The sequence below is a fragment of the Lactobacillus pasteurii DSM 23907 = CRBIP 24.76 genome, assembly GCF_000297025.1.
GTDB lineage: Bacteria > Bacillota > Bacilli > Lactobacillales > Lactobacillaceae > Lactobacillus > Lactobacillus pasteurii.
Genome location: NZ_CAKD01000022.1, coordinates 1 through 21,466, shown reverse-complemented (window position 1 = coordinate 21,466; position 21,466 = coordinate 1). Strand labels below are relative to the sequence as shown.

17 protein-coding genes and 2 pseudogenes are annotated in these 21,466 nt (G+C 37.4%); 10 read left to right on the top strand and 9 right to left on the bottom strand.

Features of this window, described 5'->3' with window-relative positions; all coding sequences use genetic code 11:
* Window positions 1-504 precede the first annotated feature (504 nt).
* A complete protein-coding gene (locus BN53_RS06025; RefSeq protein ID WP_009560045.1) occupies window positions 505-1,149 on the bottom strand; it encodes a Crp/Fnr family transcriptional regulator in 645 nt (214 codons plus the stop codon).
* A 100-nt stretch (window positions 1,150-1,249) separates the two neighbouring features.
* Here BN53_RS06025 and BN53_RS06020 point away from each other — a divergent pair, with 100 nt between their 5' ends.
* From BN53_RS06020 to BN53_RS05985, 8 genes and pseudogenes are all read left to right on the top strand, one after another.
* Window positions 1,250-1,606 (top strand): DUF1304 domain-containing protein, encoded by a 357-nt coding sequence (locus BN53_RS06020; protein WP_040537365.1) that lies wholly within the window; start codon window positions 1,250-1,252, stop codon window positions 1,604-1,606.
* Window positions 1,607-1,866: 260 nt separating this feature from the next.
* On the top strand, window positions 1,867-3,381 hold the full coding sequence (locus BN53_RS06015; protein ID WP_009560043.1) for an L-lactate permease: 1,515 nt from the start codon (window positions 1,867-1,869) through the stop codon (window positions 3,379-3,381).
* A 217-nt stretch (window positions 3,382-3,598) separates the two neighbouring features.
* Window positions 3,599-4,348, top strand: coding sequence for an SLAP domain-containing protein (locus BN53_RS09285; RefSeq protein WP_009560042.1), 750 nt, complete (start codon window positions 3,599-3,601; stop codon window positions 4,346-4,348).
* A gap of 294 nt (window positions 4,349-4,642) precedes the next feature.
* Complete coding sequence (locus BN53_RS06005; protein ID WP_009560041.1) at window positions 4,643-11,428, top strand: SLAP domain-containing protein; 6,786 nt, start codon at window positions 4,643-4,645, stop codon at window positions 11,426-11,428.
* A 281-nt stretch (window positions 11,429-11,709) separates the two neighbouring features.
* Window positions 11,710-12,519 carry a hypothetical protein gene (locus BN53_RS06000; protein ID WP_009560040.1) on the top strand — a complete coding sequence of 270 codons (810 nt, stop codon included), beginning with the start codon at window positions 11,710-11,712 and terminating at the stop codon, window positions 12,517-12,519.
* Between the two features lie 273 nt (window positions 12,520-12,792).
* Window positions 12,793-12,873, top strand: a pseudogene (locus BN53_RS05995) (Mobile element protein); the annotation flags it as partial.
* Window positions 12,866-13,183, top strand: coding sequence for a helix-turn-helix transcriptional regulator (locus BN53_RS05990; protein ID WP_009560039.1), 318 nt, complete (start codon window positions 12,866-12,868; stop codon window positions 13,181-13,183). The pseudogene BN53_RS05995 and the gene BN53_RS05990, both read left to right, overlap by 8 nt.
* A 23-nt stretch (window positions 13,184-13,206) precedes the next feature.
* On the top strand, window positions 13,207-13,581 hold the full coding sequence (locus BN53_RS05985; RefSeq protein ID WP_009560038.1) for a hypothetical protein: 375 nt from the start codon (window positions 13,207-13,209) through the stop codon (window positions 13,579-13,581).
* Window positions 13,582-13,653: 72 nt separating this feature from the next.
* Here the strand turns inward: BN53_RS05985 and BN53_RS05980 are convergent, their stop codons facing one another.
* From BN53_RS05980 to BN53_RS05970, 3 genes and pseudogenes are all read right to left on the bottom strand, one after another.
* On the bottom strand, window positions 13,654-14,847 hold the full coding sequence (locus tag BN53_RS05980; RefSeq protein WP_009560037.1) for an SLAP domain-containing protein: 1,194 nt from the start codon (window positions 14,845-14,847) through the stop codon (window positions 13,654-13,656).
* 77 nt (window positions 14,848-14,924) lie between these two features.
* Window positions 14,925-15,299 (bottom strand): annotated as a pseudogene (locus BN53_RS05975) (helveticin-J); the annotation flags it as partial.
* A gap of 32 nt (window positions 15,300-15,331) precedes the next feature.
* Complete coding sequence (locus BN53_RS05970; protein ID WP_009560035.1) at window positions 15,332-16,156, bottom strand: aldo/keto reductase; 825 nt, start codon at window positions 16,154-16,156, stop codon at window positions 15,332-15,334.
* Window positions 16,157-16,571: 415 nt separating this feature from the next.
* Here BN53_RS05970 and pepV point away from each other — a divergent pair, with 415 nt between their 5' ends.
* Window positions 16,572-17,978: a dipeptidase PepV gene (gene pepV, locus BN53_RS05965; RefSeq protein ID WP_009560034.1), complete on the top strand. Its 1,407-nt coding sequence runs from the start codon at window positions 16,572-16,574 to the stop codon at window positions 17,976-17,978.
* 123 nt (window positions 17,979-18,101) lie between these two features.
* Complete coding sequence (locus BN53_RS05960; RefSeq protein ID WP_009560033.1) at window positions 18,102-18,824, top strand: hypothetical protein; 723 nt, start codon at window positions 18,102-18,104, stop codon at window positions 18,822-18,824.
* 793 nt (window positions 18,825-19,617) lie between these two features.
* Here BN53_RS05960 and BN53_RS09450 read toward each other — a convergent pair.
* The 5 genes from BN53_RS09450 to BN53_RS09720 form a co-directional block, all read right to left on the bottom strand.
* Window positions 19,618-19,794 (bottom strand): GH25 family lysozyme, encoded by a 177-nt coding sequence (locus BN53_RS09450; protein ID WP_009560032.1) that lies wholly within the window; start codon window positions 19,792-19,794, stop codon window positions 19,618-19,620.
* Window positions 19,787-20,218: a phage holin gene (locus BN53_RS05955; RefSeq protein WP_009560031.1), complete on the bottom strand. Its 432-nt coding sequence runs from the start codon at window positions 20,216-20,218 to the stop codon at window positions 19,787-19,789. The genes BN53_RS09450 and BN53_RS05955 overlap by 8 nt, the downstream gene beginning before the upstream one ends.
* Window positions 20,219-20,603: 385 nt before the next feature.
* The gene (locus BN53_RS09280; RefSeq protein WP_009560029.1) at window positions 20,604-20,828 is read right to left on the bottom strand and encodes a hypothetical protein; all 225 of its coding nucleotides are present in this window, start codon (window positions 20,826-20,828) and stop codon (window positions 20,604-20,606) included.
* Window positions 20,809-20,973, bottom strand: a complete 165-nt coding sequence (locus BN53_RS09445) for an XkdX family protein (protein WP_009560028.1) — start codon at window positions 20,971-20,973, stop codon at window positions 20,809-20,811. The genes BN53_RS09280 and BN53_RS09445 overlap by 20 nt, the downstream gene beginning before the upstream one ends.
* A gap of 12 nt (window positions 20,974-20,985) precedes the next feature.
* Window positions 20,986-21,466: exocyst complex component 4 (locus BN53_RS09720; protein ID WP_040537357.1), on the bottom strand; the 481-nt coding region annotated here is incomplete at its 5' end.

The window sequence follows — 21,466 nt, the reverse complement described above, 5'->3', positions numbered from 1 at the left end:
TGCATTTAAAATACTGAGAAGTAGCAAGAAGAAAATATCTCAGTAGCAGATGGTAGTTTACTGATCAAATGAAAAGATGTTAGGCAAATGCTTTGTTACTAGAACAAAAATAAAAAAACACAATAAAAAAGACCATGTTTGTACTGGCCTTTTTTATTGTATGTTATTAGAAATTCGTCATCGACATAATTATAACCGCTTACATCCCTAAAGTCAAAGCTTTTTTAGTTGAGCGTTTTGTTAGCTATTATATTTTTCACAGTATATAATGTAATTAGAAACAAAGGGTTTTACGTGAAAGAGGGGATGTAATAAGTTGTAAAAGTTTTATTGGTAAATTCGTCACCAGTTCTATCTTCCATACCATCATATAAGGAAAGGATGATGATATCATAAGATTTAAACACGAACTATTTTCAACTGGTTATTCCTATAACCTTATTAATATAATACTATAAGTGGTTAGCATACAGAAGTCCGATTTTTCCTCGTCGGGCTTCTTTTTTATAAGATTTCAACTTGCTTTCCGTTTAAGTTGATTCGACCTTCAGCTGCCAATTTTTTTAATTGACGACTGAGTGTTTCAGGGGTAAAACCAAGATAGCTAGCAAGATCCTTCTTCTTCATGGTTAACTTGAAAGAATCGCTACCTTGTTCTCTAGCTTGGTCTTCAAGGTAAGCAAAGAGGCGGTCTTTGGCTTCAAGAGAATTTCTTCTACTGGTATTTTTCTCTATTTCAGTCAACTTTTGGCCAAAGCTATTGAGCAAGTTGATCGAAATTTCGGGATGTTTTTGTAGTAAATTTTGAAAATCGATTCGCTTAATTGAGCAAATGGTGGTGTCTTCTAAAGCTTCGATAAAATTGTCGCTTGCTTCATGACGAAAGAGACTGGCTTGACCTTCAAAGTCGCCGGTCTTTAGGACTTCTAGCACTGATTCTTTGCCATTTTCAGCAATGCTGTAGACTTTAGCTCGGCCGTGATCGACTAGCATCATGCCATCATTGCCATCATCGGGTTGACGAATTAAGCTGCCTTTTTTAAACATTTGCTGATGACTGGAGACGGTCACTAGCTGTTTACGCAATTCAAGGGGCAAGTCCTTAAAGAGTTCGGCTTGGGAGATGCAGGAAAGTGGAGAATGTTCCATAAAAATCATCCTTTTCTTGATATAGATCAAGTCTAATTATAAGACAATTATTTATAATGTTACAATGAGAAATTATAATCAATTAGAAAGAGTGAATATGATGTCAGTTATCAGTAAGGTGCTTGCAGTAGCAGTTGCGGTCGAATTTTTATATATCATGTATTTAGAGACCTTTGCACCTAAGTCGGCTAAGACTGCCAAGGTCTTTGGCTTAGCTAAGGCAGATCAAGCTAACGAAATGATTATTACCTTATTCAAAAATCAGGGCGTCTACAACGGTTTGATTGCAGCCGAAGTGTTATTAGCAACTTTTGTTTTTGCCAGCCAAACTGCCTTAATCGTTTTACTAGTTTATATCATTTTGGTAGCAGCATATGGAGCAATCACTAGCAATCCAAAAATTATTTTGATGCAAGGTGGACTGCCAATTTTAGCGCTGATCAGTTTATTTTTATAAAAAAACGAAAAAATTTTTTACTTTTTAAAGCCCAGTACGTGATTTTTGTTACAAATTCACAAATTGGGCTTTTTTAGTGCATTTAGCTAGCTTTTATCCCTTTAAAAGGGTGGAAAAGTTTGATCGATATTGAGAAGCTTGTGAAATAATAATCATTGATACTACTAGGCTGAAACGAATTTTTTCTAGCTTTTCACTATCTTTTGCAATCGCTTTCATGTATTATGTAACTATCGAGTTAATTAGAAAGGCGTGGAAGTATGTTAAAGTTTGTTTTAGCCTTAATTCCTATCGTATGGTTAATCGTTTCTTTGGGAGTATTGAAAATGGCTGCTCCGAAGGCCACAACAATTGGTTTGGCCTTGACAATTATTATTTCTATTTTTGGCTTTAAGTTATCGCCACTAGACACTTTTAGCGGTGCCTTGGAGGGGGCGTTGATGGGGCTTTTCCCAATCATTTACGTAATCATCGCTGCCTTGTTTACTTACAATGTGACAACCAAGTCTGGGGCGATGAATAAGATTCAAGATATGCTTTCAGCAATTACGACTGACAAGCGTATCCTTACTTTGATCATTGCCTGGGGCTTTGGGGGATTCCTTGAAGCCATTGCTGGCTTTGGTACAGCTGTTGCAATTCCAGCCGGAATTATGATTTCTTTTGGTGTTGATCCGATTAAAGCCTCAGTAGTTTGTTTAATCGCTAACACTACACCAACTGCCTTTGGTGCGATTGGTTTGCCAGTTATCACTTTGGGACAAGTAACTGGTCTTAACTTGAACCATTTGTCAGTTGTGGTAACTCTCCAACTTCTATTGTTGATCGTGTTGATTCCATTTGTTCTTGTTGCTGTTGTCGACAAGGGCATTAAGAGCATCAAGGGTGTGTTCTTAATTACCTTGATGTCAGGTTTGGCATTTGCTTTGCCACAAATATTCGTAGCTAAGTTTGTTGGTCCAGAACTTCCAGCAATTGTTGGTTCAATCTTGAGTATTGCTGTTACTGTGGCGATAGCTAAGACTAGAAAAGCTGATCCATCAGCTGAAAAAATTGATGTGCCACATCACTCAACTAGCGAATTATTGAAGGCCTGTGCACCATTTATTTTGGTTTTTGTCTTTGTTCTTTTGGCAAGTTCATTAGTTCCACCTATCAATCACGCGTTAAACGCTGCCTCAATTAAATTCCCAGTTTACACTGGTAAGGGTGCAGGACTATTCAATTTGAACTTGCTTGCTTCACCTGGTACTTTGATCATCGTTGCCACTTTCATCGGTGGCTTAATCCAAGGCTTAGGTGCAGGTGAATTGTTTGGCATCTTAGGCAAGACTATTGCCGGTATTTGGAAAACTGCGATTACTGTTTGTGCCATCGTTGCTCTTGCTAAGGTAATGGGCTACTCACAAATGACTGCTAGCCTTGCTGATACTTTGGTTAAAATAATGGGTCCAGTTTACCCATTGGTTGCTCCAATTATCGGTGCCCTTGGTACTTTCATTACTGGTTCAGACACTTCAGCCAACGTCTTGTTTGGTGGCTTGCAATTGTCAGCTGCTCATTCATTAGGCGTAAACGAATACTGGCTAGTTGCTAACAACATGGTTGGTGCTACTGCTGGTAAGATGATCTCACCACAAAGTATTGCCGTTGCTTCAGCTGCTATCGGCCAAGAAGGTAGTGAAGGTGAAATTCTCAAGCAAGCCCTTAAGTGGTGTGCACTTTACCTAGTGGTAATCTGTGTCGTACTCTTTGTTTTAGGTAAATTTATCTAAAGAATACTTTCTATATAAAATTTGAATAATTTGTCTGTAAAGATCCAGGTCATACACTTGGATCTTTTTCTTATGGTTTGATAAGAAAGTTGCGCATAATCCCGTTAAAGGTATGTATAAGCTATGCGTTATATAATAATAACCTTGTGTTTAATCATCTATACAATGATATAATTAACTTGTAGTATATGTTTACCATATAAGTAGTAAAAATTTTATGGACTTGACAGACGATCAAAAGAACAAGGCTCATGACGAAGTCAACAACGCAACCAATAAAGATGACATCAACAAGGCTAAGGATGCTCAAGGCACTTCCGACTACAACAACTCTGACCAGGGCAAGAAGGATGATCTTGATAAGTCAATCACTGATGGCGAAAAGGCTAAGACCGACAAGGATGCCACTGCTGAAACTATCAAGGATGCAACCAAGAACATCAACGATGCAATCGACAAGTTGAACGGCGGTGAAAACGGTTCTAACACCAATAGCCAAGCTGATACAACTACTTCATCCCCAGACACTATCGGTATGACTAACATCTTGCCAGGCAAGTCAAGCCAAGGTCCTAGCGAAAAGACTGTCGATGGTAAATACATGCACGCTGCAATTGGTTACGACAAGAACGGCAAGCCAACTAAGAACAGATACAAGTCATACGACTCACTTAAGTACATCCCTAAGGTAGTAAGAATTAAGGGCAGAAACTACTACAAGTTAGCTGGCAAGGATGAATACGTACTTGTAACTAATGTAACTGGTAGAAAGCGCACATTGAAGCGTAACGCCTATGTTTACAACTCCAAGGGTCAAAGAATTGCTATCATCAAGAAGTTGAAGAAGGGTAAGAAGGTAACAACTTACGGTAAGGCATTCATCTTCAAGAACGGCAAGAAGTACTACAGAGTTGGCAAGGGCCAATACATTAGAGTAATCAACTTTGTAGCCCCAAAGAAGAAATAAACTAATAACAGTTAGTTTAAATACAGAATCCATTGGATTCTGTATTTTTTTGTTCTTAAAAATGCTACAAAAAGGCATATTATACTTAACACTATGGTAAAAAAACTTGTATACGTATGTCGTGAATAACGGTATAATGTTAACATATAGACTTATGTAGTAAAAATAGTGGATCGATAGGCAAGTTGGTGGAGACTTGCAAATTTATTAAATACTATATAACATACTAAGTTATAATAATTTATTCTCATATACAGCTCTGTATATTGATGAAATTGATTAGGGGAAATATACATGAAAAAAGTCAATTTCGAAGAACTAAAAAGAGAAGAACGGTTTAGTTTACGAAAGTTAAATGTAGGTGTAGCTTCAGTCCTACTAGGAATAACGGTTTTCGGGGTTAATGCTGAAAAGAACAAAGTATTGGTATATGCCGATATAGTTGATAATGATGAAGGTAACGACTTACCGGATGTGGATACTGATGAGGTGGAAACTCCAGTAGATGGCAGTGTAAATACTACTGATGAAAGCGCAGTAGAGGTACAAACTTTATCTGCCAATACTTCAGATAAGACTTCTAGTGATCAGACTGATGCAACTAATTCAGTGGCTGATTCAACTGCAGATTTGACTAAGTCTGACAGTCAAACAGATAAAACTGCAGCTGAAGAACAAAAGCAAGATAAAAGTAAAGAGCAAGCAGAAGCAGAAAAATTAGCTGCTTTGCCTGATACTACTCAGACTGTAACCAAGGTTACTGATCCAATGATGGAAGACTATGCTAGCAAGAGCGGCAAAGGTACTTGGGTTGATCAGACAATTGCTAAAGGAATGTTTGATTATCCAAGCAATGCGGAGAAGACAATTTTTGGTGATCTTTTCAAGAAGGGAATTATCAAAGAAAATCCTGATCAATACTTCTTTGCAGGATATGTTGATAACACTGAAGATTATCACCGAATCATTATCTTTGCTAGAGGACAAGATGCTAAGGACCAGAATCTTTATGCTTATATTGTCCATACCTTCTCTAACAATGTTCAGCTTGAAACTTTAGCTCCAGATCAAGAAGCTAAGATCAGCTATAGCGGCTTTGCAGGTATTGGTGGTAGTACATACGACTTGATCATTCACAACTACAAGGGTGAATCATTCTCAGTTGGCTATAAGGATTACAAGGACCGCGCAACTGGTGAAAATGGTTTGACGCCAATTTTTGACCAAGGAATCTTGAATCCTAGATACGAAGGTCTCAATGTGCGCCAGATTGATGCACTTAACTACCACGATCACATCGGTCGATGGGCTAGTGTGATCCCACAAGAAACTAAGACTTCAATCAGATATGTTGATCAAGAAACTGGCGAAGATATTGCTAAGCCACTAGAAATCTCAGGTTATGGTTACCAAGGCTACAAAATCAATGGCGATGCACCTGAGATTGAGGGTTATGAACTAGTAAGCAGTCCAGAGACTTTAGGCTTGTCTTATCAAGATGGCGTAATTGCCTCTTACAAGATTGGTGGCACTTACACTCAGTACATCACTGACGACATCTATGTTGAACAGACTGTTCTAGATGCACATGGTACTGTTAGAGCAACTGCCTACTACAAGGGGCAACCACTAGAAAACTATGGCAGTCAAATCTTGGGTCATGGCTTAGACAATAACAAGATGACCTTCTCAGTTGGTGGCAAGGACTACACTTACAGCAACTTGGTCAACTATGTTGATAATTCCATGGTTTACTACTACCACAAGGTAGGCCAAGCTGAAAAGAGTCAACTTAACATTCACTATATTGATGTTAGTTCAGACCACGAACATACTGAATATGCTCCAGTTGATGGTATCGCAGCGGTTGATCCAGCTACTGGCAATCAGATCTCTGATTTGACTTACACTGGCGACATGGGTGAAAGCTATGACTTTAGCTCAGCAGCAATTGCACCAGAAGGCTATCTCGTAGTTGGCACTAGCAACTTGGTTGGAACTTTTTCAACTGATCACGATGCTTATGTTTACATCAAGATTGACCGCTCAAAGGCTAAAGATACCGTGTCAGCCTTGACCAACTTAAATGATGCACAGAAAAAGACTGCCCTAGCTCAAGTTGAACAAGCTAACAACTCAGCTGAACTAGATCATGCTGTTAGTGACGCTACTAGACTGGATAACGGCATGATCCAGTTGCAAAAAGCAGCAGCTGACTTAGTAGACAACACTAATTACAAGTACGCTTCAGATAAGTACAAGGCTAATGCTTCAGCTGACAATTCTAAAGCTGATGCGATTTTAAACCAAGGTCAAGATGCTAGTGTCGGCTATGTCTTAGACTTGATTGGCATGATCAATAACGACAAGCGTGCATTAGATGGCTACAACAATTTAGTTAAGGCTCATTCAGATATTAGTAAGCTAACTAACATCAACAAATGGCAAAATTCTGACGCTAAGCAAGCTATTTCTACAGCAACGGATTACGCAGCTTTGCAAGCAGTAGTTATTAAGATGCAAAAGCTTGATCAAGGCATGCTTGATTTGAAGAACCAACTTGATTTGGTTAAAGACCTGTCTCAAACAGTTAACTACAAGTGTGCTTTGTCAGATTTGCAAATGATGTTTGATGCCAGCGTTGATGCAGCTAAGGCTGATTTAGAGCAAGCTATCGACTTAGTTCAAGTGAACGAATTGCAACAAGCAATTACTGATGCTCAAGCTAAGCTAAATGGTGATGCCAATTTAGCCAATGCCCAAAAGCAAGTTTTTGCTATGAGTGATTTGAACAAGGCTCAAGTTAGTCATATTTCAACTGACTTAACTCAGGCCACAAGCTATGATGCTTTAGAGCAAATGGTGGAGGACGCGCAAGCACTTAACGGCGATATGGCAGGGTTAAAGCAGACCCTTAACCAAGCAGAAATTGCTCAAGGAACCCAAAATTACGCTGATTCTGATGCTCAGATTAGGGCTGATTTTGACCAAGTGATTTTGAATGCACAAGATAAGTTAGTTTTAAATATCTTAGATAGCGAAGTAACTAGTGCTAAGCAGGCTATCTTAGACGCTCAAGCTAAGTTAAACGGTATCCAAAAATTAAAGGAAGCTAAAGACGGCGCAATTGAAGCAGTTAGCGATTTAGCTAATATGATCCAAGAGCAAAAGCAAGCTTCAATCGATCAAATTTCTGCAGCTCAGACCTTATCACAGGCAACTGCTGCTTGGGCAACTGCTCAAAGTTTAAATACTGAACTTGGAAAGTTAACTAAAGCCATCGATTCTGTTATAGCTACTCAAAAATTGGTAAGCTACCTTGAAGCAGATAGCGATAAGAAGACCAGCCTAGATCAAGCTTTAACTGCGGCTAACAGTGTCCGAGTAGGCATGGATGTTTCTGCAGTAACTGATGCACTTAACTTAGTCTTAAATGCCCAAGCTGATTTGAACGGTGTAACGAATTTGGCCAATAAGAAGGCTGAAGTCAACCAGGTAATCGAACAATTAACTAGCCTGAATCAGGCTCAAAAGCAAGAATTCAAGAATCAAGTTGTTGCAGTAGACAAGTCAAGCAACTTGGCAGCAATCTCTACTCAAGCAAGCGATTTGAATGCTGAAATGGGTAAGTTGATCAAGGCAGTTGCTGATGCCGAGGCAAGTTACGCTACTGTCAACTACAATGAAGCAGATCAAGATAAGCAAGCAGCTTTGACTAAGGCAGTTGAAGCTGGCAAGATTGCGACTGATTTTGAAAAGGGGCAGGCAATTGATGATGCAGGAATTAATGATTTAATTGCTTCAATTGTAGCTGAACAAACCGGCTTAAATGGTCAAAGCAATTTAGACCAAGCTAAAGCTGATGCTAGCCAGTACCTTGCTGGCTTAACTAACCTTACGACTGATCAAAGCCAAACTATGCAAGCGAAGATCAATCAAGCTCAAGCTAGAGCTATCATCAATGACTTGCAAGATCAGGCTACTAGTCTGAATGAAGCTTTAGGCAACTTAAAGCAAGCAATTAATTCAGCTAAAGATGCCCAGGAAACAGTAAACTACCTTGAAGCAGATCAGGCTAAGAAGAAGGCGCTAGGCCAAGCTTTGACTAATGCGGAAGTTATGGTGGCAAGTAGCGACATTCAAGCAATTAATCAGGCAAGCCAAGTTTTGCAACTTGCCCAAAGCGCATTGAATGGTGACACCAACCTTGCACAGGCTAAGACTAAAGCAAGTCAAGAAATTGCTGATCTGGATAATTTATCTACTGATCAAAAGCAATATGCTCAAGCTCAAATAAAGGATGCTAAGAGCGTTAAAGATATTAACGGCATCAGCCAAGCAGCAAGTGAATTGAATACTAATGTTGGCGATTTGAAGCAGGCAATTTCAGATGCTGAGAAAGCTAAGAAGAGCTCTAACTATAAAGAAGCTACTGCTGAGAAGAAGTCTGCTTTTGATGAAAGTTTAAATCAAGCTGCAATAATTCAAGATAGCAATGATGTAGCCGAAGTTGTTAAAGCTACTAAGAACTTGCAAGCTGCGCAAAGCGGTCTTGACGGTGCAGAAGTTTTGACCAAGGAAAAAGCTGACAGCAGTCAAAAGATTAGTCAATTGACTGACTTAAACGATAAGCAAAAGCAAGCTATTGAAGATGCTATTGCTAAGGCAGATAGTTCAGCTAATATTATTAAGATTAACCAAGCTGCGGATGTTTTAAATCAAGCAATGTCTAACTTGAGGGATGCAATTAATGATGTAGAAACAAGCCGTGACACGATCGCTTACAAAGAAGCAGATAAGGACAAGCAAGTAGCGCTTGATACTAAGGTTGCTATTGCTGAGCAAGAAGTTTCTGTAGTTAAGGACTTGTCAGTAGTTGAAGAATTGTCTAAAGCGATTAGCGATGCTAAGACTGCTTTGAATGGTGAGTCTAACTTAGCGGATGCTAAGAAGGATGCTGTTTCTGAGATTGAAGATTTGGCAAACTTGTCAGATTCTCAAAGGCAACATGTGAAAGATGTAGTTAACGGCTCAACTTCAAGGGATGAGGCTATTAAGGCTAGTGAAGAAGCAAGTGCTTTGAACGATGCAATTTCTAACTTGGACAATGTTATTAAGGCAGCTGAATCAAATCATGATACTATTTCTTACAAAGAAGCAGATACTGATAAGCAAACTGATTTAGATAGCAAGATTGCTAAGGCTAAGGAACAATTGTCTACTGTAAATGATTTATCAGTAGTTGAAGAATTAGCTAAGTTAATTAGTGATGCCAAGACTGCATTGAATGGTGAATCTAACCTAAATGATGCTAAGAATAACGCAACTTCTGAAATTGAAGAGTTGACTAACTTATCAGACTCACAAAAGCAACATGCTAAGGATCTTGTTGAAGAATCAATTTCAAGGGATGCAGCTATTAAGGCTAGCGATGATGCTAAGGCATTGAATGAATCAATTGCAAATCTAGATGATGTAATCAAGCAAGCAGAATCAACTCACAATTCAATTTCTTACAAAGAAGCAGATAGTGAAAAGCAAACTGATCTAGATAGCAAGATCGCTGATGCTAAGACAGGATTATCCACTACTAATGATGTAGCAACAATTGAAGAATTGGCAAAGAAGATCACCGAAGCACAAACTGCATTGAACGGTGAATCTAACTTAACTGATGCTAAGAACAATGCTATTTCATCAATTAATGGTTTAATTGATCTATCAGACTCACAAAAGCAACATGCTACTGATTTGATCAATAATTCAGATAGCAGAAGCAACGTAACAACAGTTGTAGAAGATGCAACTAAGCTAGCTGAATCAATCGAAAACTTGCAAGAAGTAATCAAGACAGCTGAAGATAGTCACAACACTATTTCATACAAAGAAGCTGACACTGACAAACAAACTGCTTTAGATGAAAAGATTGCAAGTGTTAAATCCGAATCAACCATTACGAATGATTTATCAGTAATTGAAAGCTTAGCTAAGTCAATCACTGAAGCACAGGCTGCGTTAAACGGTGAAAGTAGCTTAGCAGAAGCTAAGAAGCAAGCTGCTAATGATATCGATAGCTTATCTAACTTATCAGATAGCCAAAAGCAGTACGCAAAAGACTTGGTAGATAGCTCTACTTCAAGGGATGCCATTATTAAAGCTAAAGAAGCTACAGATAGTTTGGCAGCAGCCCTTGCTCAATTAGCTGATACTATCGAGACAGCTGAAGCAAGTCATACTACAACTTCTTACACTGAAGCTGATGAAGCTATGCAAGTAGCTTTAGATGAAAAGCTGGAAACTGCTAAGCAAGAAATGACTATTACCAATGAATTGTTAGTTGTTCAAGACCTTACCCAAGCTACCATTGATGCACAAAAAGCATTAAATGGTCAAAGCAATTTAGACCAAGCTAAAAAGGAAGCCATCAGCGCGATCGACAGTTTGACTAACCTTTCTGACAGTCAAAAGAAGCACAGCCAAAGCATGGTTGATCAAGCTGTTTCTAGAGCAGACGTTGCTAAAGCTAAAGGCGATGCCATTAGCTTAGATGATGCAGCTGGCAAAGCAACCGAAGCAATTGATTTTGCTAATGAAACTATCGAGACAGAAAATTATACAATGGCAGACTTTGATCGACAAGCAGAAGTTGATCAAGCACTAAATAAGGCTAAATCAATCGGATTTAGTGGCATTAATGCAGTTGAGATTAACAATGCTGTCCAGGACTTAATGACTGCCTTGAAGAAATTGAACGGCAATATCAACGCATCAAGGGCACAAGCTGATACGATTTCTATCAGCGTTGATGACGCAATCGATGAAAAAGTCACAACAGAAGTAAGTCATATCAAGTTAGTTAACAGTAAGGGAACTAACCGGACTTTAACTAGAAATGCTTACACTTATAATTCAAAGGGCGAAAGAATTTTCATTTTCAAGAAGATGAAGAAGGGTGCCTTAGTCAAGACTTACGGTAAGAAGGTCAAATTAAAGGATGGCAAAGAGTACTACAGAATTGGTAAAGACAGATATATCAAAGCGATCAACTTTAAGTCATTAATTGCGAAAAAGAAAAAGTAATTCAAACTTACAAGAATTATAAGATATAATAGAAAGCCTGAAGGAAAAAACTTCGGGCTTTTATTTCGTTTAAGAATAAATAATATCTAATAAAGTTGTTACTAAATTTAATTATAAAAATAAAAAAAGAAAATAGCAAACAGGGAGCTCTGCAACAGAAACTCTGCTTAATTGTTATGAAATTGTAAAATTATTGTCCAACTGATAGTCTTTTTTAAAATTTAGGGCCGTAAAGTCTGATATAATAAGATCTAGAGAAAATTATGTGTAAGGAGATTAATATGAAAAATAGAATTGGTCTTACAGCTGCAGCAATTTTGGCAGCATTAGCATTGTCAGCATGTTCTAACAATGCTGGTCAAAGTGGCTCAAGTTCAAGTAGTACTAGTTCATCAAATAAAAGCTCACAAGTTCAAAAGAGTTCCACAGAAAGTTCAAAAACTTCATCTAGCAAGAAGCCTTCAAGCCAAGCTCCAAAAGAAAGCAGAATTGATTTATTAACGAGCAAGCTTCGTAAGGCTTTGCCAGGAATGTTGCTTCCAACCAAAGATGGATTAGGCACTGGTAGCGATAAGTTAAATGTTCGCTACACTACTGATAACCAAAAGAATGTAATTTACTACAGCGTAGGAAACACCGCTTCAGCCTTCAATGCTGCTAGCGTTGCTAACGAAAAGCCATATGCTGTCTTAACAGAATACAAGAGCGTATCAAACGCTGATGATATTATCAATTACATGCAACCACAAACTGGCTTGCCAACTGTTAAGCTTGATGACAAGACTACTGCTACTAGCGAAGGTGCAGCTGGTCACAAGTACTTGCAATGGAATCAAGGTCAATGGTCATTCGTGGTTGATGCATCAACTGTAATGAAACAAGACCCAACTGCTACTGCTAAGAAGTTGTTGAGCTTGGTTAACGAATACAACTTGCCAGAAACTTCTACTAATTCTAGTGTTCAAGTTACAGTCGGCGAAAGCGTTGGCTCGCTTAACACTGTAATTTCATGGAAGAGTGGCGACAACGTTTACCAAATGAAGGCCCACGACACCACTACTGCATTTAAGATGTTAAGCAGTTTGCAATAATCCAGAATACAAAACATTCTAAGCTAAATAGTGAATTAGTTATCCGACGGGATAATTGATTCACTATTTTTATTCTTTTGTAGAATTAAAGTAGTAGTAAAACGATATGCCCTGAGGTCTTTAGACACTTGATGTCGTATACAAAACTGGCAGTTTTACTTAAGTTTTCAATAGTCTCTTCGAAGAATGTGGACACTAGATGTCGAGTTTAGAAAATTAGATCTGATTTCTTAAGTAAATACGTTTTACTACTAAGTTTTGGAGGTTTTTATTATGCAAGTTACTTTTGGAATTGATGTAAGCAAATCTACTTCTACTGTTTGTGAACTAATTGGTGAAAGCAAAAATGAACTTATGTGAAGTGAATGATAAGGCTGGGTTAGGTACTAATTCTATCTATAATTGGAAGAACAAAAGACCTGGTGGTGATGCCTTAGAAGCCGTTGCCGAAGTACTAAATACTTCAATCGACTATCTAAAAGGCAAAACCGATGATCCTACTCCTATACCTACCAAAGGACAACCAACTTCTATCCCATTAGATGAGGAGAAGCCTTATTCATATCACGGCTATAATGTTCCAGAAAGATATCTCAACATGGTTCGAGGACTAATGGAAGATGACATCAAGGAAGGTCGCGCAGACAAGAAATTAGAAATCTAGGCAAAGAAGAATTAATTGAATATTTGCTCAACTATGCTTTTAAGCATGGCCTTTCATACATCTTAGTTAGAGGCGAGCCATATGATCCTGCACTTTCGTTTAAACATAAGCACAAGATGATAATCAACACTAGCTGGCACAATTCTAATGAATTGCCTTTTATTATTGGGCACTTAATGTTAGGTGATTCAGGTATTGCTTATTGGCCTAGCTTTTCAGGGCAAAACTCAGAAGAAGAGGAAGCAGATCTATTTTCTCTTAAGATTATTTACGACTATTCCTGCAAAAATGGTGACTACATTCAAGAACCAGGAACCTTCATGCAGAACTATGGCATCCCCGAAAGAATGGCCACCGCAACCAAGCAACTTTTCAAAGACAATGACGACCTAATGTAGCAAAAAAACTGATGCTCCTAGCTTTATAGCTTAGATGCATCAGTTTTTTAGTTTTAAAATCTATTTTTAATTTTACTTTTTCGCAGCAGCCTCTGCTTCAGCAGCAGTGTTTGATGGTGTTAATTTCAAACCATTTGGATCAACTTTAACTTCACTTGCTTTTATGTATGCATTTTTAATTGGAACACGATCGGAAACATAGTCGCCATTGTTTGTTAAGCGATAAACGCTTCTATATTCACCATTCAAATGTAAACGATAGAATAGTTCAGCCTTATTTTCCTTGGCTACCCAAATGTATGATAAGCTATCAACTCTCCATGCCGAATCGTTCTTCTTAATTCTAATATTTTGAGAAGTACCATCTGCATTGTAGACTTCAACTGGTTGATCCATAGTAATTAATGATTTGTCTGTTTTGTTATAACTCTGAACTGATAATTGCTTAGCAGCTTGAACATCATTATTATAAATCCAGTAATCCGTTCCCTTAATATGATAAATTGCTAGCTCATTATCGTCATCACCGTCTTGCCCAGTACCAGCACGTGTCCCTTGTTCTAAACGGTCTACCACAAACTTATCACCTTTTTTAACACGTTTATTAGTACGTTGGACTTGGATTTTACCTGGAACTTCTGTAAAAAGATAAGTGTATGGAGTAATTACTGTTACAGTGGTTTCATATTTACCAACTGATTGGGTATTATTAGTTGGGGTGTTTGACGAATTATTAGAACTTGTTGAAGTATTAGTTCCGATAACTGGACCTAAGTTAGCAGTTCTAACATATTGCTTTCTTGGTCCGCCTACCTTGAAGTAGTGCTTACCATTTTTAAAGGTGTAATAGCCACCATAAGTAGTTACTATTTCGCCTTTGTATAACTTCCATTTCTTACTGCTTGCAGTCATACCGTAAGGCGTTTTTTGAGTAGAAGTACGATAAATATAGGCATTGTGGGTTACTCTACGTCTTACACCATCAATATTAGTTACTCTAACATATTGGTTTTTACCTGAAATCTTGTAATATTGGTTACCGTTAATAGTTACAGGGGTTGGTTCAACACTGATTGATCCGTAAGTGTAATACTTTTGACCTGTTGAATTGCCATCTTTATCATAAGCAATTGAATTATGCATAACTGTCTTTCTGACAGAATTATCTGCAGCTTGAACCGTATGAGCCTGTGAGCTAAGTGGAAGTACTGGACTTACAGCCATTAATGCTGCAATTGAAGCTGATATAATCTTGTTTTTTATCATAATAATTGTCCTTTTAATTTAGAAATAATGCCTATAATTATTTTACTCTTATCCCAGCAATATATATTATAAGTATATCCAATAATTTGGATGCTTTCAACTTCACTATGTTTACCTGGAATATCCAAGCCACCGAATTCGCTTAAATTTACAGCTCTCCATTGGTCTTCGCTTTCTTTAGACCGATCATAATATGGAATCTTAACAATCTGCTTATGATGTGCATAATAAGAGCCATCAAAATCTGGCGCTTTTTGACTGGAAATATAAATATTTCCATCATTATCCAGATCATACCCTTGAATTGAATTTACAATAGAATTATTATCATCACCATATAAATTATCAATGATAAAACTATCTTCGTATTTAACAGTTTCGAGATTAACATCTTCACTATTTCCCTTTTCATCAAGTTTTTCATTAATTGTATCTAAATTGTATATAGTAAAAGACCGAGTCAATCGACTCGGTCTTTTTATACCTAAAATTCTTGATGTGTCTTTGGATCTAACCGGCGACCATCTGGACGATCAAGGTCGACCAACTTTTGAACATCGTCTTGACTTAATTCAAAATCAAAAATGTCCGTGTTGCTGAGTTGGTGTGCACTAGAGCTTGCCTTAGGAATTGGTACAACGTTTAATTGAGTTTCCCAGCGCAAAATTATTTGAGCAGGAGACTTGTGATACTTTTTGGCTAATTCTTGAACTACTGGTTCTTTAAATGATTCGCCAGCTCTTTGCAATGGACTCCAAGCTTCAGTGATGATGCCTAACTTATCATCATATTCACGGATTGTCTTATTTGAAGCATATGGGTGAAGTTCAACTTGGTTTACAGCTGGAGTAATGCCAGTTGCATCAATAATTCGATCAAGATGTTCTGGTTCAAAGTTTGATACACCAATAGATCTTACTAGACCAAACTTTTGCGCATCGACTAAAGCTTGCCAAGCCTCAACATAATGATCTTCCTTAGGGTTAGGCCAGTGAATCAAATACAAATCGATGTAATCAAGTCCGGTAGCAAACAATGACTCTTGAATTTGATTAATTGCTTGATGATAGTCGTGGTGGCGACCTGGCAATTTATCAGTGACAAAAATTTGATCGCGGGCGATACTTGAATTTTTAATTGCATGGCCAAGGGCACCTTCATTTTCGTAATTGACGGCTGAATCTAGTAAGCGATAGCCATTAAGCAAGGCGGATCTGATTGACAGCGATCCCTGACTGCCATGTAAGCCGAAAGTTCCAAAACCAATTTTAGGGATTAAGTTTCCATCATTAAGTTCAAAATATTCCATGAAAAACCCTCCTTTATTTATAGTAAAAATAGATCTAACTATCTTTAACATAGCACAAGCAAGTTAGATAGCAAGTAAAAGATCAAATTATGGCAAATTTTCTATGCGTCATAATGCGATTAAGACGCATAGAATTTAAAAAATATTGTAAAAAGCCTAATAGATCGGTAGTTGGTGCGTGTTTTTATTCTTAAATCAGATTTCTTTATTAAGCGTACTTATTAAGTATTTTATATTTAAGACGCTTATGCTGAGAGAACGATTCTAGAGACGTTTAATTTTATAAGAGCAGTAAACTAATCATAAAAGTGTCTAGAATCTCAAATTATAAGATTTGGCATAATTTGGCTAAATAACACTGATTTTTAAAAATTTATGGTAGAATTTAATTAATAACCTAAAGAGAGGAAACATTATGGATTTAAATTACAAAGAATTAGCTGCTGCTAAAAAAGACGATATTTTAAGAGACTTAGCTGAATTAATCGCTATTGACTCATCCGAAGATCTTGAACACGCAACTGAAGAATTCCCAGTTGGTGAAGGCCCTACTAAGGCGATGTTGAAGTTCTTATCATTTGCTGAAAGAGATGGCTTCCACGTAAAGAACGTTGACAACTACGCTGGTCGTGTTGACTACGGTGAAGGTGAAAAGCGTGTTGGTGTTATCGGCCACATGGACGTTGTTCCTGCAGGTGATGGCTGGGTAACTGATCCATTTAAGATGTTGATCCAAGACGGCAAGATTATTGGTCGTGGTTCAGCTGATGACAAGGGTCCAGCACTTGCTGCTTACTACGGTTTGTTATTGCTTAAGGAAGCAGGTTTCAAGCCAAAGAAGAAGATCGACTTCGTTGTTGGTACTAACGAAGAAACTGGTTGGGTAGGTATTAACTACTACTTGAAGCATGAACCAACTCCAGATCAAGTATTTTCACCAGATGCTGAATTCCCAATTATCAACGGTGAACAAGGTATCTACACTCTTAGACTTGACTTTAAGCCAGCAGAAGGCCAAGGTAGCGTTCGTTTAGTTAAGTTTGAAGCAGGTATTGCTGCTAACGTTACTCCACAAAAGGCCTTTGCTACTATCAAGGCTGATAACTTATCAGACATTAAGGCAGACTTTGAAAAGTTCATTGCTGACAACAAGCTTGAAGGTGAATTTGCTATCGAAGATGGCCAAGCTAAGCTTGAAGTAACTGGTCAAGGTGCTCACGCTTCTGCTCCTCAAGTTGGTCGCAACGCTGCTACTTTCTTGGGTGTATTCTTAGACTCATTAGACTTAGCAGGAACTGCAAAGAACTATGTACACTTCCTTGCTGAAGTTGAACATGAAGACTTCAAGGGTGAAAAGTTAGGTGTTGCTCACCACGACGAATTGATGGGTGACCTTTCTTCAGCTCCTTCAATCTTCAGTTTCGAAGAAGATGGCGAAGCATACTTGTTAGACAACATTCGTTACCCTCAAGGAACTGACCCAGAAAAGATGGTTAGCCAAGTTAACGAATTACACGGCGATGTTGTTACTCCATCATACAAGGGCTTTGAAAAGCCTCACTACGTACCTGGTGATGATCCACTTGTTAAAACTTTGCTTGCAGTTTACGAACGTCAAACTGGTAAGAAGGGTCACGAAGTTATCATTGGTGGTGGTACTTACGGTCGTTTATTCGAACACGGTGTTGCCTTCGGTGCTCAACCTGAAGGTGCTCCAATGGTAATGCACCAAGCTAACGAATACATGATGGTTGACGACTTGATCGATTCAATTGCTATCTACGCTGAAGCAATTTACGAATTAAGTAAGGACGCTGACTAATTGAACTAAAACTTGCCTTAGGGCAAGTTTTTTTATTTTCGGTAAAAATTATCAAATCTCTTGCATAACCAGCAATAAAACTATTACAATAACTAGGATAGTTTTTTATATGAAAGGATTTTTATGAATAGCAGTAAGCCTGGCCCGGCCACGGACCTAATATATGACACTATTAGAGAACTTGAAGATGAAGACTACTTGTTAGATATTGCAGTTGTCGATGAATCTGAAAGTATGTGGAAACGGGCTAATAGATTAGTATATGACAGAAACACCGAGATCAATGATGAAAGAAGCGATATTGCAGACTTTCTAACTGATCCTGACTTTTTCGAGTTTAAAAATACCGAATTAGGTAATTATGTTGAAAGCTTGATAATTCAGCATAATGCAATTACACGCATTAAATTGCTGGAGGATGCCAATAGTGCAATCAGACTCGGTGACTTGGTACTTTATCACAAGAAGGTTGCTGAAACTAGAGACCTTGCATTTAAATATCGCGACCTTAAGATCGGTCAATATACGATGAAGGTAAGAGATCGTCCAGATACAGACAAGGCAATTAAGCCATTTTTAACTTTAATGGAATGGCATCAGCAAATTGATCAACGAGAAGATTCTTATGTAGAAGCACCTAAGATTGAGGCTGGCTTTGACCTAGCTGAGCTAGCATATCTTTACTTCTCTGACGAAGAGTACGATCTAATGGGATATCTTGATCAGTTATATGATCGAGCAGAGGATCTGTCATTCTTAGACAACGGTATGGTAGAGAATCCATCTTTACAGATTACTCAAAATCTCTTCCAACAAAGCGTAAGGGTGCTTAATCGTTACCGTTAAAAATTAAATTTGAATATATTAAGCAAAGTAAGAATTAGAAACTTGTTTTCTGGTTCTTATTTTTTCGCAAAAAATAGGTAATTATGTCTTTATTATTTAAAGTGATTACTTTAAGCACACTTATTTGTATTATACAAATGGTAGAGAAGTAGCGAAAATATTGGTTAATTTAGGTAAAATCAGCCAATTTTGAAAGATAATTTCGTAATTAATTAGATAAGCCATAGCATTATTAACATTTAAAAAATTATGTAAATCTATATCAAAAAGCAAACTACAGCAAGTAAATCACTTAGAATTTTTACGTTAAATTCATCAGCAAATCTAACTTGATAGCTTTAGCTATGAGAAATCAAAAATCAGCTATAAAGATCAAACTTATTAATAAAACATCTTTAATATCAGCTTTATAAACACAAACTTAATCAAATAGTTTTTAACTTATACAGTTATAAATCTTAGTCATTTAGCTAAATCATGAAGACTGATGATTTGGACCGGATTTTGGTACTTTGATAGCTCTCTTCGATATTTTTGTATTTACTTTCATTAAAACAGTAATTTTAATCAAACATGTTTGTCGCTTTGCTTTTATATCAACAAATGCTTTTATAAAGCCTTCTATGATAGTTTTACTGTGTCCTAGATTTTCCAATAAAATACGGTAAAATAAATGATTTTTCGAAAAATTGTCTTCTTTTTGTCTTCTTTTTTTGCACACAAAAAAGCCGGTACCTGGGAAGTACCGGCTTCTTTAATGCTAAACTTAAAAAATTGAATTAATAGTGCAAATTTACTGTTTTTTGAAGTATTTAGCATGTGCTGATCTGATTTGCGCTACAGCTTTAGGATTAATGTAATTTGTGCCTTCGGTTGCTTTGACAAAAACAAATTTAGCACCATGGCTAACATAAAAACCTAGATTAGTGGGCTGATAAACTGCAACATCTATTCCGTATTCTCTAGGCATTCTCAGTCACCTTTTTACCTACAGTTGGCTTAATAACATCTGAATCTGGCACTGTGGTTGCGATCTCAGCACTATAATTAGGCTCTGGGCTTACTGACAAATCATTATTAGCTAGTTTCATCGCATTAACACTCTTTTCAAATGCACCATTGATTAATGCAGCATCAACATTCTTAATCCCTAGCCAAGATAGACCTTGACTAACAACTTCAGATGCGTACTGTCTCTTATCTTCTCCGTCCATACCCGTGTACTCTGCTTCATGCACCGCATAAGTAGCAAGCTGACCAATAACATCGATTACTTTACCTGCAGTTGTTGTCTTATTGATCTTGCTTTTATTTTTAGCATAGATGCCTGCCACGATAGTAATCGCATAACTAGCAACGACAATGCCCAAATACAACCAATCTTTAACTGTCATGATTTATCTCCCTTTTTAATTCTTCTAGCTCTTGTCTAAGCTCCTGATTTTCTCTATTTAAACGATCATTCTACTCCATGATGTAATCTCTGTCTTCCTTTTTATCGCTAGAATTGAATTTCTTATTTGATAAATAAAAGGAAAACAATGCCGAAAGAAAAGCGGTTAGCACGGTAATCAGAGAATCTAAGTTATTGTGCACATCGTTCTCCTTTCTATTTTTTAGCATGGTGCCTATATGATATTTCCAGGATATTCACGATGAAATATGCTTCAAAAGCAATCATCGGATGGAATTGAATAAAGTTTGCTCCCCACGAATGAACCAACTCAATAGCAATTAAAAAGCCAATAAAACCACTGGCTATACATAATGTAGTAACTATCAACCAATCATTCTTGATGTTGCACAAACCTGCGACAAGTAAGAGAATCCCAGAAATAAGCCATATGCTATCCGCCATGCATTATTCCAAATTGGAGCAAGATTTGGCGGATAGAAAAAGTAGGTTCGATCTAGCAGTAGAATGGCTGCTACAACAATCATAGGAATTCCTGCTTTAATCAGCTCATGCTTCTCCCAATCCAACTTATCCTTGACTCTCTTCATATTTTTCACCCGTAATTTTTTCATAGCCTTCTGGGCTTAAGAAAAGATTTGGTACATACGATCTTAGTTGTTCCTTTGTGTACCATCCACAGTCGTACCAAACCTTATAGTTGTCAAACCACATTGCATTGAAATCAAAAGTCATTCTAAATACCTCCTATTGTTGTTTCTCTTCATTGCTTGTAGTTGGATTTGAACTTGGTGCCGTTTGTACAATCTTAGAAACCATTACTGTCAATTGTTGTAAAGCCTTTTGCGTAGCTTCTTGTGATTGCTTTGAACTTTCAAGCATTTTAGCCAATTGAGCTGATTGATTAATAGCTACGTTCTGTGATTGTTGTAAATTTGAAACAGTTTGAGTATATCCTTTTAAATCATTGGATAATTCCTTAACCTGTGCTTCATAGTATGCTTCACCACGGTCAATCCATTTGTTAGCTGCATAATCATACTTTGGATGCTTCATATCTGGATCAGGACCGGTTAATACAAAAGGATATTCATTTGTATTCATCATATGAGGTGCATTGATTGGACCATAGCAATCCTCATTTTTGCCTAAATAAGTACCAGAAACCCAAACCATTTGAGGTTTTGAAGCTTGTTCCTTAAACTGCTCGAATTCTTCTTTTAGAGCA